Raw genomic sequence first — 15,327 nt, 5'->3', positions numbered from 1 at the left:
GGGCGCACTGGGGTCGGTCCGGGCTCGTGGCCCGGGTCCGTGGACGGGCCCTGCTCCTCGGGCGGCCCCGGCCACCCCAGTAGGGTCGTCCCGTGAGTGACGAAGAGATCACGCTGACCGCGGGCGACGCGGAGGCGACCGTGCAGCCGGGCAACGGCGGCCGGGTCGGGGGGCTGCGCGTCGGCGGCCTCGAACTGCTGCGCCAGGGCGAGCGGTTCGGCTGCTTCCCGATGGTCCCCTGGTGCGGCCGCATCCGCGACGGCTACTTCCACAACGGCGCGACCGTCCACCGGATGCCGCTCAACGCCGCGCCGAACGCCATCCACGGCACTGCCCGCGACGGCGCCTGGAAGGTCGTCCGGCGCATGGCCGACGAGGTCGTGCTGACGTACGAACTGGTGGCGCCCTGGCCCTACCCCGGCCTGGTCACCCAGGTGTTCGCGCTGGCCGAGGACGCGCTGACGATCCGGATGTCCGTGGAGACCTACGACTCCTCCTTCCCGGCACAGATCGGCTGGCACCCCTGGTTCAACCGCAACCTGGGCGGCCAGGACGCCCAGGACGTGCGGGTCGCCTTCGACCCGGCCTGGCAGGAACAGCGCGGCGAGGACCATCTGCCGACCGGCGAGCGCGTCGCGCCGAAGCCGGGCCCCTGGGACGACTGCTTCGGCATGCCCGGCGGCGTCGACGTCACCCTCACCTGGCCCGGACAGCTGGAGCTGAAGGTGGGCAGCCCCGAGAAGTGGGTCGTCGTCTACGACGAGCAGGAGGCGGCGGTGTGCGTGGAGCCGCAGACCGGCCCGCCGAACGGACTGAACACCCTCCCGCGCCTGGTCACGCCCCTGGAGCCGCTCGAGGCCGCGATGACCTGGTCGTGGTCGCGGCTCTAAGCTGAGGGGCATGACGGACGTCAACGGAACAACGCCGCCCGGCGCACGCGGCGCGCTGCTGCAGCTGATCAAGGACAAGGCCGTGGTGCACGGCAAGGTCACCCTGTCGTCGGGGCTGGAGGCGGACTACTACGTCGACCTCCGCCGCGTCACCCTCGACGGGGAGGCCGCCCCGCTGGTCGGGCAGGTGCTGCTCGACCTCACCGCCGACCTCGACTTCGACGCGGTGGGCGGTCTGACCATGGGCGCCGACCCGGTGGCGGGCGCCATGCTGCACGCGGCCGCCGCCCGCGGCCGCAGGCTGGACGCCTTCGTCGTGCGCAAGGCGGCGAAGGCGCACGGGCTCCAGCGGCGCGTCGAGGGCCCGGAGATCAGGGGCCGCCGGGTCCTGGTCGTCGAGGACACCTCCACCACCGGCGGTTCGCCGCTGACCGCTGTGGAGGCCGTGCGCGAGGCGGGCGCCGAGGTGGTGGCGGTGGCGACCATCGTGGACCGGGCGACCGGAGCGGACGAGAAGATCCGCGCGGGTGCGGGCGTGCCGTACCTGTTCGCCTTCTCGAAGGACGAGCTCGGCCTGGACTGACCCGCCCCGCCCCACCCCGCCCAGGGGTCGTGCCCGACCCGCCCTGTGGACAGGGCCTGGACCATTCGCGCAGGTCTGGAAAGATGGGGACGACGACGACGTCGAACCCCAAGGTCTAGGTCAGGGCCGTAGTACGCAGATCGCCGACCGCACAGTCAAGGAGCGGACAGATGCCCATCGCAACCCCCGAGGTCTACAACGAGATGCTCGACCGGGCGAAGGCAGGCAGGTTCGCCTACCCGGCCATCAACGTCACCTCGACGCAGACCCTGCACGCGGCGCTGCGCGGCTTCGCGGAGGCGGAGAGCGACGGCATCATCCAGATCTCCACGGGCGGCGCCGAGTTCCTGGGCGGCCAGTACAGCAAGGAGATGGTCACGGGTTCCGTGGCCCTCGCCGAGTTCGCGCACATCGTCGCCGAGAAGTACCCGGTCACCGTCGCGCTGCACACGGACCACTGCCCGAAGGACAAGCTCGACGGGTACGTGCGTCCGCTGCTCGCGGTCTCCGAGGAGCGCGTGAAGGCGGGCCGCAACCCGCTGTTCCAGTCGCACATGTGGGACGGCTCCGCCGAGACCCTCGCCGACAACCTGGCCATCGCGCAGGAGCTGCTCGCCCGCGCCGCCGCCGCGAAGATCATCCTCGAGGTGGAGATCACCCCGACCGGCGGCGAGGAGGACGGCGTCTCGCACGAGATCAACGACTCCCTGTACACGACGGTCGACGACGCGGTGCGCACCGTCGAGGCGCTCGGTCTGGGCGAGAAGGGCCGCTACCTGCTGGCCGCGTCCTTCGGCAACGTCCACGGCGTGTACAAGCCCGGCAACGTCGTGCTCCGTCCCGACCTGCTCAAGGAGCTGAACGAGGGCGTCGCCGCGAAGTACGGCAAGCCGGCCGGCTCCCAGCCGTTCGACTTCGTCTTCCACGGCGGCTCCGGCTCCACCGCCGAGGAGATCGCGACCGCGCTGGACAACGGCGTCGTCAAGATGAACCTCGACACGGACACGCAGTACGCCTTCACGCGTCCGGTCGCCGACCACATGTTCAAGAACTACGACGGCGTCCTGAAGGTCGACGGCGAGGTCGGCTCCAAGAAGACCTACGACCCGCGCACCTGGGGCAAGCTGGCCGAGGCGGGCATGGCCGCGCGCGTCGTCGAGGCCACGCAGCACCTGCGCTCCGCGGGCCAGAAGATCAAGTAACCCCCGTGCGGTCCCCTCGGGGCCGCACGGACTCGCAGTGCACCGGGCCCGGCGTTCGTCAGCATGCTGTCTGACACGCCGGGCTCGCTGTATACCTGGGGGCATGCCCGACGTCCGGCTGGCCTCACCCCGCGGCAGATGGATCCTGCTCACCACCGTGCTCGGCTCCAGCATGGCCATGCTGGACTCGACCGTCGTCAACGTGGCGCTGCCCCGCATCGGCCGTGACCTGGACGCCGACCTCGCAGCCCTGCAGTGGACCGTCAACGCGTACATGGTGACGCTGGCCGGGCTGATCCTGCTCGGCGGCTCCCTCGGCGACCGTTACGGACGGCGCAAGGTGTTCGTGGTGGGGGTGGTGTGGTTCGCCGCTGCCTCGCTGCTGTGCGGGCTGGCCCCGAGCGCAGGCGTGCTGGTGGCCGCGCGGGCGCTGCAGGGCGTCGGCGGCGCCCTCCTCACCCCGGGCTCCCTCGCGCTCATCCAGGCCTCCTTCCACCCCGACGACCGGGGGCGGGCGGTGGGGCTGTGGTCGGGGTTCGGGGGCGTCGGCGCGGCCGTCGGGCCGTTCCTGGGCGGCTGGCTGGTGGACGGTCCGGGCTGGCGGTGGGTGTTCCTGCTGAACCTGCCGCTGGCCGCGGTGTGCGTGCCGGTGGCGCTGCGGCACGTCCCCGAGTCGCGGGACCGGCTCGCGCACGGTCGGTTCGACGTCCTCGGCGCGGTGCTCGGGGCGCTCGCCCTCGCACTGGTGACGTACGCGCTGATCGAGGCCCCCGGCGGTTCGGCGGCCGTCGTGGCGGCGGGCGTCGCCGGGGTGGCGGCCGGGGCGGCCTTCGTCGTCGTGGAGCGGCGGCGGCCGGACCCGATGATGCCGACGGACGTCTTCGCCTCACGCCAGTTCACCGCCGTCAACCTGGTCACGTTGTGCGTGTACGCGGCCTTCGGCGGCTTCTTCTTCCTCTCGGCGGTGCAGCTGCAGACGGTGGTGGGCTGGTCGGCCCTCGGCGCCGGCACGGCGCTGCTGCCGACGACCCTGCTGATGCTGCTGCTGTCCGCGCGCTCCGGCGAGCTGGCCGAGCGGATCGGGCCGCGTCTGCCGCTCACCGTCGGACCGCTGCTGTGCGCGGCCGGGATGCTGCTGATGCTGCGGGTCGGACCGGACGCCTCCTATGTCGGGGACGTGCTGCCCGCCGTGCTCGTCCTGGGCCTGGGCATGGTGATGCTGGTCGCCCCGCTGACCGCGACCGTCCTGGCCTCGGTGGACGTGAGCAGGGCCGGCCTGGCCAGCGGCGTCAACAACGCGGCGGCGCGGGCGGCGGGCCTGGTCGCGGTCGCCGCGCTGCCCCTGCTGACGGGCATGGGGCCGGAGACGTACCGCTCGGCGGACGCCTTCGACGCGGCGTTCGGGCGGGCGATGGTGATCTGCGCGGCGGCGCTGGCCGCGGGTTCGCTGACGGCGTTCCTCACCGTGCGGCGGCCGCCGCCGGACTGCCGCAGGCCGGAGTGCAGGACGCACGGCAGCGTCCTGGCCCCGCCGCTGGAGGGACAACGGGCGCGCAAGCGACTGGGGTAGGGGGCACCGGCGCGGCGCACGGGCGTCTGGCGCGGGGCGGGGAGTGGAGGAGACTGGAGCCATGTCGATTCACGAGAACCTCCTCGGGGGACCGCCCCCGACCCACCTGCCCGACGACCCCGAGCCGCGCGAGCTCCTCGCGAACGGGACGGCGCCCGCCGACGTCGCCGCGAAGTACCCGACGTCCTCGCTGGCCTGGGCCCGGCTCGCCGACGACGCGTTCGAGCGGGGCAGTGTGGTGGAGTCGTACGCGTACGCCCGTACGGGGTACCACCGCGGCCTCGACAGCCTGCGGCGCAGTGGCTGGAAGGGGCACGGACCGGTGCCCTGGGAGCACGAGCCGAACCGTGGCTTCCTGCGGGCCCTGCACGCCCTCGCGCGTGCGGCGCAGGCGATCGGCGAGCAGGAGGAGTACGAGCGCTGCTCGCAGTTCCTCAAGGACTCCTCCCCGACGGCCGCCCAGACCCTGGGCTAGACCCCGGGCCAGCCCCGGGCTGGACCCTGGGCTCGATCCCGGGCCGGGCCCCGGGCTGGATCCAGGACAGCCGCTCATCTGCGTGTTCGTCCGTGTGTTCGGACACGGCCCGTCCGGTGTGACCGGACGGGCCTTGCGTTTTCGGGATGCCATTGCGCACTATGTGGCCGTGGGGACCGGGGCCCCCGTGTCGGTAACGGCAGGGGCGGACCGCTACCCGGAGTACAACAGGAGACAGCGATGTCCCAGCAGGCTCAGCCCCACGAGGCTTCGGAGCCCGAGACCCCGCATCTCGACTTCGCCGGCACGACGCCGTACGAGGACTACGTCAAGGCGGACGTGCTCACCCACCTCCAGCACACCCTCTCCGACGACCCCGGAGAGATGGTCTTCCTGGTCACGACCCAGGTGATGGAGCTGTGGTTCACGGTCATCGTCCACGAGTGGGAGACCGCGGCGCAGGCGCTCCGCGAGGACCGGGTGCCGGTGGCGGTCGACGCGCTGAAGCGTTCGGTCCGTGAGCTGGAGGCGCTCAACGCGTCCTGGCGGCCGCTCGCCCAGCTGACCCCCGCGCAGTTCAACTCGTACCGCTCGGCGCTCGGCGAGGGCTCCGGCTTCCAGTCCGCGATGTACCGCCGCATGGAGTTCCTGCTCGGCGACAAGTCCGCGTCCATGCTGGTCCCGCACCGCGCCGCGCCGCGCGTGCACGCCGAGCTGGAGAAGGCGCTGCACGAGCCGAGCCTGTACGACGAGGTGCTGCGGCTGCTGGCCCGTCGCGGCCACGCGATCCCCGCCTCCGTCCTGGAGCGCGACGTCTCCGGGCGCTACGAGCCCTCCGCGGAGGTCGAGGCGGTGTGGACGGCCGTGTACGCGGGCGACGAGTCCGACGAGGTCGCCCGGCTGGGCGAGGCGCTGACGGACGTCGCCGAGCTGGTGTGGCGCTGGCGCAACGACCACCTCGTCGCCACCCGTCGCGCGATGGGCGCCAAGGCGGGCACCGGCGGCTCGGCCGGGGTGGCCTGGCTGGAGAAGCGCGCCCAGAAGAACGTCTTCCCCGAGCTGTGGACGGCGAGGTCCCATGTCTGACCTCGCAAGCACCGCACAGCAGCTGGATGCGGGCGACGAACTGGCCTTCAAGCGCGCCCAGTTCGTGCTCGACGACGGCGTCTACCTGGACGGCAACTCGCTGGGCGCGCTCCCGCGGTCCGTCCCCGGCCGGGTCGAGGACGTCGTGCGCCGCCAGTGGGGCGCGATGAAGATCCGTTCCTGGGACGAGAGCGGCTGGTGGACGGCGCCCGAGCGGATCGGCGACCGGATCGCCCCGCTGGTGGGGGCTGCGGCCGGACAGATCGTGGTCGGCGACTCGACGAGCGTCAACGTCCTCAAGGCGCTGGTGGGCGCGGTGCGCCTGGTGGACGACGCCCGCGACGAGATCCTCGTCGACGCCGCCACCTTCCCCACCGACGGCTACATCGCCGCGTCGGCGGCCCGGCTGACCGGCCGCACGCTGCGCCCGGTGCACCCGGGAGAGGTCCCGCAGGCGCTGTCCGGGCGGACGGCCGCCGTGTTGCTCAACCACGTCGACTACCGCACGGGCCGGCTGCACGACCTGCCCTCGCTCACCGCCGCCGTGCGCGCGGCGGGCGCGGTCTCGGTGTGGGACCTGTGCCACAGCGCGGGCGCACTGCCCGTCGGCCTCGACGAGCACGGTGTGGACCTCGCGGTCGGCTGCACCTACAAGTACCTGAACGGCGGCCCCGGTTCGCCGGCCTACCTGTACGTCCGACACGGTCTCCAGGACCGCTTCGACTCCCCGCTGCCCGGCTGGAACTCGCACGCCGAGCCCTTCGGGATGCGGGAGACGTACGAGCCGGCGGCGGGCGCAGCGCGCGGGCGCGTGGGCACCCCCGACATCCTGTCGATGCTCGCGCTGGAGGCCGCCCTCGAGGTCTGGGACGGCGTGTCGATCGCGGCGGTGCGCGCCAAGTCGCTGGCCCTGACGGACTTCTTCCTGGAGTGCGTCGCCGCCTACGTCCCCGAGGGGCGGGTCGAGTCGCTGACTCCGGTGCCTCACGAGGAGCGCGGCAGCCAGGTGGCGCTGCGCTGCGAGGACGCCGGGGACGTCATGAAGCGGCTGATCGAGCGCGGGGTCGTCGGCGACTTCCGCAGCCCGGACGTGCTCCGGTTCGGCTTCACCCCGCTGTACGTCGGGTTCGCGGACGTGGAGCGGGCGGCGCGGACGCTGGCGCGGGAACTGGGCTGACCCGGCGGAGGGCGGCGCTGCCCTGGCGGGGTGACTGCGCAGCCCTTCCAGGGCGACCGTGCCGCCCTGGCGGGGGAATTGAGCGGACCCGGCGGAGGAGGCGCGCTGCCACGGCGGAGAAGTCGCACTGACCTGGCCGTGTGACCCGGTCGGCTGAACCGGCCGGGTCTCCAGGGCGTACCTAGGGGTACGCCCTGGGGGTTTCCCGGCGGGCGGGCCTGCCGGGGTGACGGAACAGCAGAACCGTTTACCTCTCACCGTGCGTGACATCCGCGTGTCCGCGCACGTCACGGGCCTGATACCGTCCCGGCCAACGGCCGAATTCTCTCCTGGTCCGCCAAATCTTCTTCGCCGCTGAGAGGTTGGAGCATGCCGGACGACGTTGTCGCAGCCCGGGCCGCCGCCGAGGAGGCGTCGGCCTTCGCGCATCCGCCCGTCGAGCCCGACGTCACCGCGGCGTACGGCGACCACCCCGACCAGGTGATCGACTTCTACGTCCCGCGTACGGAGGCCGGCCCGGGCGGTCCGGTCCCGCTCGTCGTCGTGCTGCACGGCGGGGCCTGGCGGGCACCCTACGACCGGCGGCACATCACGCCGTTCGCGGGCTATCTGGCCCGGCGCGGCTTCGCGGTCGCCAACGTCGAGTACCGGCGCGGGGAGGGGAGTTCGGACCCGGGCGCGGCTCAGGTCGCCGGGCGCTGGCCCGAGACCTTCGACGACGTGGCCGCCGCCCTCGACGCGCTGCCCGCTCTCGCCCGGACGGCCGTGCCGCAGGCCGACGCGCGCCGTACGGTGCTGACCGGCCACTCGGCCGGCGGCCATCTCGCGCTGTGGGCGGCGGCCCGGCATCTGCTGCCCGCCGACGCGCCCTGGCGCACCGGCGACCCGACCTCGCTGCGGGGCGTCGTCGCACTGGCCCCGATCGCCGACTTCGAGGTCGCCGGGAAACTGGACGTGTGCGGTGGTGCGGCCCGCCAACTCCTGGGCGGCGACGAGCACTTCGAGGCGCGTCAGCCCTACGCCGACCCCGCGCTCCTGCTGCCCACGGGCGTCGCGACCGCGCTGGTGCAGGGTCGTGCCGACGAGGTCGTCCCGCAGGCGGTCGCCGAGGCCTACGCGGACGCGGCGGCGAAGGCGGGCGAGGTGGTGGGCCTGACCCTCCTCGAGGACGTCGGCCACTTCCCGCTGATCGACCCGGCGGCGGACGCGTGCGCGGTGGTGGCGGAGGAGATCGCCCAACTAGCTTGGTGAACAGGCGAGTTCAGCCAGTCGTGCGGCGGTGTGTACCCCGTAGGTGTCGTACCCGTAGTACCTGAGAGCTACGTCGCAAGACAGCTCCCGGGTGGGACGCGAACGACACGTCTCGATCCGTAACTTCCCATTCGGCAGGGCCCGATGACCGGGCGCATGGCGGGGGAGGGACGGGATGGCTGAGCTGGGTGCGGGCGGACGGCGGCGCGGAGGAGACCGGGACGGGGCGACGGCCCGGAGCGGCGTGACCGCGCCGGGCGGGGCGGCGGCCTCGGGCGGAGCGGCGGCCTCGGGTGCAACGGCCGGATCGGGTGCAACGGCCTGGGGGCGGCGCTGGGTCCGTGCCCTGCTGGCCATGCTCGTCACCGCCGCCGTGGTCGTCCCCCTCGTCGCCGCCGCGGCCCGGCCGCGCATCCCGGCACCGGCCCCGGCGGCCCTCCCCGTGGTGACGGCGGCGACGCTGGAGCGGACCTACGCCGCCCACCGGGCCAACGCCGCGCTGGCCTCCCGGATGGCCGCCGACCACGGCGACCGTCACCGTGCGGCCGCCGAGCGGGCGCTGTCCGCCCCGTCCCGCAGACTGCTCTCCTTCGACGGCCGCGGACCCGGCCGGGCGGTCGAGGTGTTCGGAGACCTCGCGCACGCCGACCGAGTCGCCGTCCTGGTGCCGGGCTCCGACACCTCCCTGGACACCTACGAACGCTTCCACGCCCAGGCGGCCGCCCTGCACGACCGACTCACCCGGCAGGCCGGGCAGGCAGGCCGGTCCGGGTCCGGGGGCGGCGGCCGGACGGCGGTGGTGGCCTGGCTCGGCTACACGACCCCCGGCACGGTCAGCGCCACCGTGCTCACCCCGGCCCGCGCCGAGGAGGCGGTCCCCGGCCTCCGGGCGTTCCTGACCGGGCTGGCCGCCGTCACCGGCCCGAACACCCGCGTCACCCTTCTGTGTCACTCGTACGGCACGGTCGTGTGCGGCCGCGCCGCCCCCCGTCTGGACGTGAGCGACCTCGTGCTGCTCGGCAGCCCCGGCACGGGCGCGGCCTCGGCCGCGGACCTGCACACCCGGGCGCGGGTCTGGGCGGCCCGCGGCGGCGACGACTGGGTGGCGGACGTCCCGCACGTCAGCGCCGACCTGTTCGGCACGACCGTCGGTTTCGGCGCCGACCCGCTGTCCCCGTCGTTCGGAGCACGCGTCTTCGCGGCCGGGCCGGGCGGCCACAGCGACTACTTCAGACCGGGCTCGGTCTCACTGGCCAACATCGCCCGGATCGTCCTCGGCGCGACCTCGGAGGTGACCCGTGCCTGACACCCAGCGGAAGCGGCGACCGGGGCCGGCCCTGCGGCGGGCCGCCGCCCGCATCGACGGCGCGACGCCCCCGCAGCGCGACCGGGCCGTGGACGCGCTGCGGGCCCTCGCCATCGTCGGCGTCGTCCTCGGCCACTGGCTGGTCACGGCGCTCGTCGCCGACGGCGGCTCCCTGCGCGCCGCCAGCCCCCTGGCCGCCATGCCGTGGCTCGCCCCGGTGTCGTGGACGTTCCAGACGCTCGCCGTGTTCTTCATGGTGGGCGGCCATGTGGCGACGAGGAGCCTCGCCTCCGCGCGGGCCCGGGGCGATGGCTACGGCACGTGGCTGAGGGCCCGTCTGGGCCGCCTGTTCGTCCCGGTCACCGCGGTGGCGGCGGTGTGGACGGTGGCGGCGGCCGGCCTCCTGCTGGGGGGCGCGTCCTTCGTCACTGTGCACACCGTGGTCAAGCTGGCGCTGTCACCGCTGTGGTTCCTGCTGGTCTTCGCCGTGCTGACGGCGGCGACCCCGCTGGTGACCCGGCTGAACCCGCTGTGGCCGCTGGCGGTCGTCCTCCATGTGGATCTGGTGCGCTTCGGCCTGGGCGGCCCTGCGTGGCTCGGCTGGGTGAACCTGGGGGTGGGCTGGCTGGTGCCGTACTCCCTGGGCGCGGCGTGGACCCGGGGCGAGCTGGAGCGCCCCCGAGCGGGCTGGACGCTGCTCGTCGGCGGGGCGGTGGCCGCGGCGGTGCTCGTGCGCTGGGCCGGCTATCCGGCGTCGATGGTGGGCGTGCCCGGCGCGGCGGTGTCCAACCTCAACCCGCCGACCCTGGCCGCCGTCGCCTTCGGCCTCGCCCAGTGCGGGCTCGCCCTGCTGCTGCGCGACCGGCTGCGCCGGGCCATGCGGCGGCCCGTGGCCTGGGCGGCGGTGGCCCTGGTCAACCTCTCCGCGATGACGGTGTTCCTCTGGCACCAGACGGCCATGATGGCGACGACCGCGACCGCCCTGACGGCGGGGCGTCTGCCCGGCCTGCACACGGTTCCCGACGGGCTGGACTGGGTCGCGGCCCGCCTGCTGTGGCTGCCGGTCTTCGCTCTGGCGCTGGTGGTGTGCTGGGCGGCGTTCCACGGACTGGAGCACGGGACCCGCCGTTCCCGGGGTCGCCGCTCCCGTGGCCGCCGTTCCACGGTGGTCCGCGTCCACCACCGCTCCCACCGGCCGGAACCGAAGGCGGCCCGCAGTGCCTAGGGTTGGGCCCGTGAACGGCAAAGGGAGCGACAGGGCACCGGTCCGCGCGGACCGTGGCGCCGCCTCGCCGTCGGCGCGCGGACGCCACCTCCGCAAGCTGCGGCTGCCCGGGATCGTGGTGGTGTGCTGGGCCGCGCTCGCCGTCGCCCTGGCCGCCACGGGCACCAGATGGGCCACTACCGCCTGGGCACGGAGCTGAGCGTGCTGGTCGGGTTCGCGCAGGGCGCGGCCGTCGTCCTCGCCCTGTGGCGGCCGGCGACGCCCTCCTCGCCCCGGTGATCACCCGCAAGCTGATCGCCGAGTTCTCCCGCCTCGACGACCGGCCGCGGGCCCCCTGAAGGAGCGGGTCGGTGATCTCACGGAGCGCGAGACGGAGGTGCTCGCCCTGATCGCTCAGGGCCTGTCGAACGCCGAGATCGCGCAGCACCTCGTCGTCGCCGAGCAGACCGTGAAGACGCACGTGGGCCGCATCCTGGTGAAACTGGGGCTGCGCGACCGCACCCAGGCGGCGGTGTTCGCGTACGAGTCGGGGCTGGTCAGGCCGGCCGGGTACTGAGGCGGCACCCGGCCCTCTCGGGCCCGTGTCGGCGGACGCCCGGACCCGTAGTACTTGAGAGGGATCCGCCGGAACCCCTCTCACTGGTGACGACCGCGCCCCTCGGTGCGCCTACCGTTTTCATCGTGACCGAGACGACGCAGACGCACAGCACGCCCCCCGGCGACCCGGACGACTCCTTCGAGGCCTACCGGCCGCGCAGCCCGGAGTTCCGGGCGGCGATGGACGCCCTGCGCGGCCTGCGACGAGACCTGTTCGACGACGCCTTCGCCTACCGCCCGCTGCCCCGCAAGGAGGAGGCCGGCCGGCTCGCCCGCAACTGGAAGGGCCGCAAGCGCGAGTACGCGGCCTGGTCGCGGCACACGGTGGTCGCGGCGGGCGGCGCGCTGGCCGCCCTGATCGCCTTCGCGGACGGCGGCGGGGGCCTGCTGGGCTTCCTGACCGGCCTGCTCGTCCTGGCGCCGGTGCTGATGACGCTGGTACGGCCGGTCGGGGCGTTCTGGCTGTCGCTGGCCTCGACATCGGCGGTCGCCCTGCTCGGCACGACGTACGGGAACTGGCCGTGGCTGCCCGGCAGCTACGTCTCCCACCTGGTGGTCCTCACGGTCGTGGCGATACGCACCCGGCCGCGCACGGCGGCGTGGATGTGGCTGCTCACGGCGATCTACGGATTCTTCGCCGAGACCCTCTTCAGCTGGGACCACTACGTCACGAACACCGCGTCCATGCTGGTCTTCTCCGCGATCCTGCTGCTCGCCGTCACCGTGTGGCACATCCGCCGGCAGGCCGAGCAGGAGGTCACGGCCCAGCAGACGGTGACCGCGCACGAACGGTCCCGGCGCACGCTTCTGGAGGAGCGCACCACGATCGCCCGTGAGCTGCACGACGTGGTCGCCCACCACATGTCGGTGGTCGCCATTCAGGCGGAGGCCGCCCCCTACCGGGTGGAGAACCCGCCGCCGGAGCTGGAGAAGGCCTTCGCGACCATCCGGGAGAACGCGGTGGCCGCGCTCACCGAGCTGCGCCGGGTGCTGGGCGTGGTCCGCGCCGAGGACTACGACGTCCCGGACGCCCCGCAGCCCACGCTCGCCGAGCTGGACGCGCTCATAGCCAATGTGCGGGAGGCCGGCCTGGAGGTGGAGAAGGCGGTCACGGGGGCGGTGCGCGAGCTGCCGCAGGGGGTGGAGCTGTCGGCGTACCGGATCGTCCAGGAGGCGCTGAGCAACACGCTCCGTCACGCGCCCGGCGCGAGCGCCCGGGTGGAGGTCGGGTACGTTCTGGGCGGGCTCGGTCTGCGGATCGTCAACGGCGCTCCGCCCAACCCGGCCCTGATCAAGCCCTCGCCCGGCGCCGGCCACGGCATCACGGGCATGCGGGAGCGGGTCACGATGCTGAACGGCGAGATGACGGCCGAGGCGACGCGCGAGGGAGGGTACGAGGTGACGGTGTTCCTGCCGGTGCCGGCGTCCACGGAGACCTCCGCCGCCGCGCCTTCTCGGGGCGAGGGTGGGGCATGACGATCCGGGTACTGATCGCCGACGACCAGATGATGGTCCGCGAGGGCTTCTCGGTCCTGCTGAACGCGATGCCGGACATCGAGGTGGTGGGCGAGGCGGTGAACGGCCGGGAGGCGGTGCACCGGGTCCGCGAGCTGGCCCCCGACGTGGTCCTGATGGACATCCGCATGCCGGAGTTGAACGGCATCGAGGCGACGCGGGAGATCGTCGCCGCCGACGGCTCGGCGAAGGTCCTCGTCCTGACCACCTTCGACCTGGACGAGTACGTCTACCAGGCGCTCCGCGCGGGAGCCTCCGGCTTCCTCCTGAAGGACGCCTCGGCCCGCCAGCTGGCGGACGGCGTGCGGGTGGTGGCGGCCGGCGAGGCGCTGCTCGCCCCTTCCGTCACCAGGCGTCTGATCACGGAGTTCTCCAAACTGTCGGACACCCCGGGGTCGGTCCGCGCGGCCCTCCAGGCGTCCTACGGCGACCTGACCGAACGGGAGACGGAGGTCCTGGTCCTCATCGCCCAGGGACTGTCGAACGCGGAGATCGCCGAGCGGCTGGTGGTGGCGGAGTCGACCATCAAGACGCACGTGAGCAGAATCCTGGTGAAGCTGGGCCTGCGGGACCGCACCCAGGCGGCGGTGTTCGCCTACGAGGCAAGACTGGTGACACCGGGATAGCCGACTCACCGACTCACCGGCTCACCGGCTCACCGGCCTCCGGTTCATCGGCCCACCGGCTCATAGGCCTCTGGCCGCCCGGCCCTCAGGTCCTCGGCCCCGCCTTCGCGGCTGCCCGGCCCACCGACCGCGACGGGCGGGCGGCACGGCTCGTCGATCATCGTCGATCTCCCCCGGCGGAGGAGCGCACGGTCAGGACCCCCTGGTCAGGACGCCGGTCCACGGGCTAGCGTCCGTCCATGGCAGCAGCTGACGACCTCTCGTTCGACCCCTGGGACCCCGCGTTCGTGGCGGACCCGTACCCGGCCTACGCCGAGCTGCGAGAGCGCGGGCGGGTGATCTACTACGAGCCCACCGGCCAGTGGCTCGTGCCGGGGCACGCCGACGTGTCGGCCCTGCTGCGGGACCGGCGGCTGGGGCGCACGTACCAGCACAGGTTCACGCACGAGGAGTTCGGGCGGACCGCGCCGCCCGCCGAGCAGGAGCCGTTCCACACGCTGAACGACCACGGGATGCTCGACCTGGAGCCGCCGGACCACACCCGGATCCGGCGGCTGGTGTCGAAGGCGTTCACCCCGCGCACGGTGGAGCGGCTGAAGCCGTACGTGCACAGGCTGGCCGGCGAGCTGGTGGACGGACTGGTGCGGGCGGGCGGCGGCGATCTGCTGAGCGACGTCGCCGAGCCGCTGCCGGTGGCCGTGATCGCGGAGATGCTGGGGATCCCGGAGGCGGACCGGGGGCCGTTGCGGCCCTGGTCGGCGGACATCTGCGGGATGTACGAGCTGAACCCGTCGGAGGAGACCGCGGCGAAGGCCGTGCGGGCTTCCGTCGAGTTCACCGCCTATCTGCGCGAGCTGATCGCCGAGCGGCGCAAGGAGCCGGGGGACGATCTCATCTCCGGGCTCATCGCGGCGCACGACGAGGGCGACCGGCTCACCGAGCAGGAGATGATCTCGACGGCGGTGCTGCTGCTGAACGCCGGTCACGAGGCGACCGTCAACGCCACCGTCAACGGATGGTGGGCGCTGTTCCGCAACCCCGGGCAGCTGGCCGCGCTGCGCGCCGACCCCTCGCTGGTGCCTTCCGCCGTCGAGGAGCTGATGCGGTACGACACCCCGCTGCAGCTGTTCGAGCGGTGGGTGCTGGACGACATCGAGATCGACGGGATCACCGTGCCGCGGGGGGCCGAGATCGCGATGCTCTTCGGGTCGGCGAACCACGATCCCGCGGTGTTCGCCGAGCCCGAACGGCTGGACCTCACCCGGGTCGACAACCCGCACATCTCCTTCAGCGCGGGCATCCACTACTGCATCGGCGCGCCGCTGGCCCGCATCGAGCTCGCCGCGTCGATGACGGCCCTGCTGGAACGGGCCCCGGGGCTGGCTCCGGCGGCGGAGCCGCGACGCAAGCCGAACTTCGTGATCCGGGGTCTGGAGGGCCTACCCGTCACCGTCTGACCTGCCGCGCGGCGCGAGCCCGCGGCGTCGGTCGCGTCGGTCGCGCCGGTCCTGCCGGTCGTGCAGCAGGCCGGCGACGACCGTGTAGGCGAGAACCGGCAGGGCGGCTCCCGCGAGGAACACGAGCGGGAGCTCGGTGAACAGCACGCTGAGATCCATGCTCTGCTGCTCGAAGCCGTTGCCCAGGTGGATCCGCGTGCGGTCCGAGGCGAGCCACAGGGAGACGGCCGTCAGCGCGCTCGCCACCGAGATCACGCACCCGCCGCACCCCACTGCCCTTCGCCCCATGCACAGGGGGACGCCGCAGCCTCCGTTCCGGTTCGCCGCCGCCGACCCGCCCACGGTGAACCACTGTGCCCCGCCCCGG

Annotated in this window: 15 protein-coding genes and 1 pseudogene; 15 read left to right on the top strand and 1 reads right to left on the bottom strand. The window is 73.5% G+C overall.

Annotation, left to right across the window (positions count from 1 at the left end; translation table 11 throughout):
- Window positions 1–92 precede the first annotated feature (92 nt).
- The 15 genes and pseudogenes from OHS82_RS20085 to OHS82_RS20015 all read left to right on the top strand — a co-directional run bounded on the left by OHS82_RS20085 (window position 93) and on the right by OHS82_RS20015 (window position 14,960).
- Window positions 93–890, top strand: a complete 798-nt coding sequence (locus tag OHS82_RS20085) for an aldose epimerase family protein (RefSeq protein WP_057577909.1) — start codon at window positions 93–95, stop codon at window positions 888–890.
- Between the two features lie 10 nt (window positions 891–900).
- Window positions 901–1,473 carry an orotate phosphoribosyltransferase gene (gene pyrE / locus OHS82_RS20080; RefSeq protein ID WP_057577908.1) on the top strand — a complete coding sequence of 191 codons (573 nt, stop codon included), beginning with the start codon at window positions 901–903 and terminating at the stop codon, window positions 1,471–1,473.
- 170 nt (window positions 1,474–1,643) lie between these two features.
- Window positions 1,644–2,675, top strand: coding sequence for a class II fructose-bisphosphate aldolase (gene fbaA / locus OHS82_RS20075; RefSeq protein WP_057577907.1), 1,032 nt, complete (start codon window positions 1,644–1,646; stop codon window positions 2,673–2,675).
- A gap of 103 nt (window positions 2,676–2,778) precedes the next feature.
- Window positions 2,779–4,245: an MFS transporter gene (locus tag OHS82_RS20070; protein WP_328434238.1), complete on the top strand. Its 1,467-nt coding sequence runs from the start codon at window positions 2,779–2,781 to the stop codon at window positions 4,243–4,245.
- Between the two features lie 61 nt (window positions 4,246–4,306).
- Window positions 4,307–4,720, top strand: coding sequence for a DUF3151 domain-containing protein (locus OHS82_RS20065; RefSeq protein ID WP_057577905.1), 414 nt, complete (start codon window positions 4,307–4,309; stop codon window positions 4,718–4,720).
- A gap of 240 nt (window positions 4,721–4,960) precedes the next feature.
- A complete protein-coding gene (locus tag OHS82_RS20060; RefSeq protein ID WP_328434237.1) occupies window positions 4,961–5,806 on the top strand; it encodes a tryptophan 2,3-dioxygenase family protein in 846 nt (281 codons plus the stop codon).
- Window positions 5,799–6,983, top strand: coding sequence for a kynureninase (gene kynU, locus OHS82_RS20055; protein WP_057577903.1), 1,185 nt, complete (start codon window positions 5,799–5,801; stop codon window positions 6,981–6,983). The genes OHS82_RS20060 and kynU overlap by 8 nt, the downstream gene beginning before the upstream one ends.
- A 369-nt stretch (window positions 6,984–7,352) precedes the next feature.
- Window positions 7,353–8,234 carry an alpha/beta hydrolase family protein gene (locus OHS82_RS20050; protein ID WP_057577902.1) on the top strand — a complete coding sequence of 294 codons (882 nt, stop codon included), beginning with the start codon at window positions 7,353–7,355 and terminating at the stop codon, window positions 8,232–8,234.
- Between the two features lie 355 nt (window positions 8,235–8,589).
- A complete protein-coding gene (locus OHS82_RS20045) occupies window positions 8,590–9,540 on the top strand; it encodes an alpha/beta hydrolase (protein WP_328436084.1) in 951 nt (316 codons plus the stop codon).
- Window positions 9,533–10,765 (top strand): acyltransferase family protein, encoded by a 1,233-nt coding sequence (locus OHS82_RS20040; protein ID WP_328434236.1) that lies wholly within the window; start codon window positions 9,533–9,535, stop codon window positions 10,763–10,765. Before OHS82_RS20045 ends, OHS82_RS20040 begins: the two co-directional genes overlap by 8 nt.
- Window positions 10,766–10,775: 10 nt before the next feature.
- On the top strand, window positions 10,776–10,964 hold the full coding sequence (locus tag OHS82_RS20035) for a hypothetical protein (RefSeq protein ID WP_157876330.1): 189 nt from the start codon (window positions 10,776–10,778) through the stop codon (window positions 10,962–10,964).
- 40 nt (window positions 10,965–11,004) lie between these two features.
- Window positions 11,005–11,321: pseudogene (locus tag OHS82_RS20030) on the top strand (response regulator transcription factor); the annotation flags it as partial.
- 125 nt (window positions 11,322–11,446) lie between these two features.
- Window positions 11,447–12,838: a sensor histidine kinase gene (locus tag OHS82_RS20025; RefSeq protein WP_107105198.1), complete on the top strand. Its 1,392-nt coding sequence runs from the start codon at window positions 11,447–11,449 to the stop codon at window positions 12,836–12,838.
- Window positions 12,835–13,503, top strand: a complete 669-nt coding sequence (locus OHS82_RS20020; protein WP_057577899.1) for a response regulator — start codon at window positions 12,835–12,837, stop codon at window positions 13,501–13,503. Before OHS82_RS20025 ends, OHS82_RS20020 begins: the two co-directional genes overlap by 4 nt.
- Window positions 13,504–13,742: 239 nt before the next feature.
- Window positions 13,743–14,960, top strand: coding sequence for a cytochrome P450 (locus OHS82_RS20015; RefSeq protein WP_057577898.1), 1,218 nt, complete (start codon window positions 13,743–13,745; stop codon window positions 14,958–14,960).
- On the opposite strand, the gene OHS82_RS20010 is transcribed toward OHS82_RS20015, so the two are convergent.
- Complete coding sequence (locus OHS82_RS20010) at window positions 14,943–15,215, bottom strand: hypothetical protein (RefSeq protein ID WP_199863754.1); 273 nt, start codon at window positions 15,213–15,215, stop codon at window positions 14,943–14,945. The genes OHS82_RS20015 and OHS82_RS20010 overlap by 18 nt on opposite strands.
- Window positions 15,216–15,327: the final 112 nt, after the last annotated feature.

It is taken from the genome of Streptomyces sp. NBC_00425 (assembly GCF_036030735.1).
Classification (GTDB): Bacteria; Actinomycetota; Actinomycetes; order Streptomycetales; family Streptomycetaceae; genus Streptomyces.
This window is presented reverse-complemented; position numbering and strand designations above follow the sequence as displayed.

Coding starts and splice junctions, on each gene's coding strand:
- pyrE (WP_057577908.1), top strand. CDS start 901: ATGACGGACGTCAACGGAACAACGCCGCCCGGCGCACGCGGCGCGCTG.
- fbaA (WP_057577907.1), top strand. CDS start 1,644: ATGCCCATCGCAACCCCCGAGGTCTACAACGAGATGCTCGACCGGGCG.
- OHS82_RS20070 (WP_328434238.1), top strand. CDS start 2,779: ATGCCCGACGTCCGGCTGGCCTCACCCCGCGGCAGATGGATCCTGCTC.
- OHS82_RS20065 (WP_057577905.1), top strand. CDS start 4,307: ATGTCGATTCACGAGAACCTCCTCGGGGGACCGCCCCCGACCCACCTG.
- OHS82_RS20060 (WP_328434237.1), top strand. CDS start 4,961: ATGTCCCAGCAGGCTCAGCCCCACGAGGCTTCGGAGCCCGAGACCCCG.
- kynU (WP_057577903.1), top strand. CDS start 5,799: ATGTCTGACCTCGCAAGCACCGCACAGCAGCTGGATGCGGGCGACGAA.
- OHS82_RS20050 (WP_057577902.1), top strand. CDS start 7,353: ATGCCGGACGACGTTGTCGCAGCCCGGGCCGCCGCCGAGGAGGCGTCG.
- OHS82_RS20045 (WP_328436084.1), top strand. CDS start 8,590: ATGCTCGTCACCGCCGCCGTGGTCGTCCCCCTCGTCGCCGCCGCGGCC.
- OHS82_RS20020 (WP_057577899.1), top strand. CDS start 12,835: ATGACGATCCGGGTACTGATCGCCGACGACCAGATGATGGTCCGCGAG.
- OHS82_RS20015 (WP_057577898.1), top strand. CDS start 13,743: ATGGCAGCAGCTGACGACCTCTCGTTCGACCCCTGGGACCCCGCGTTC.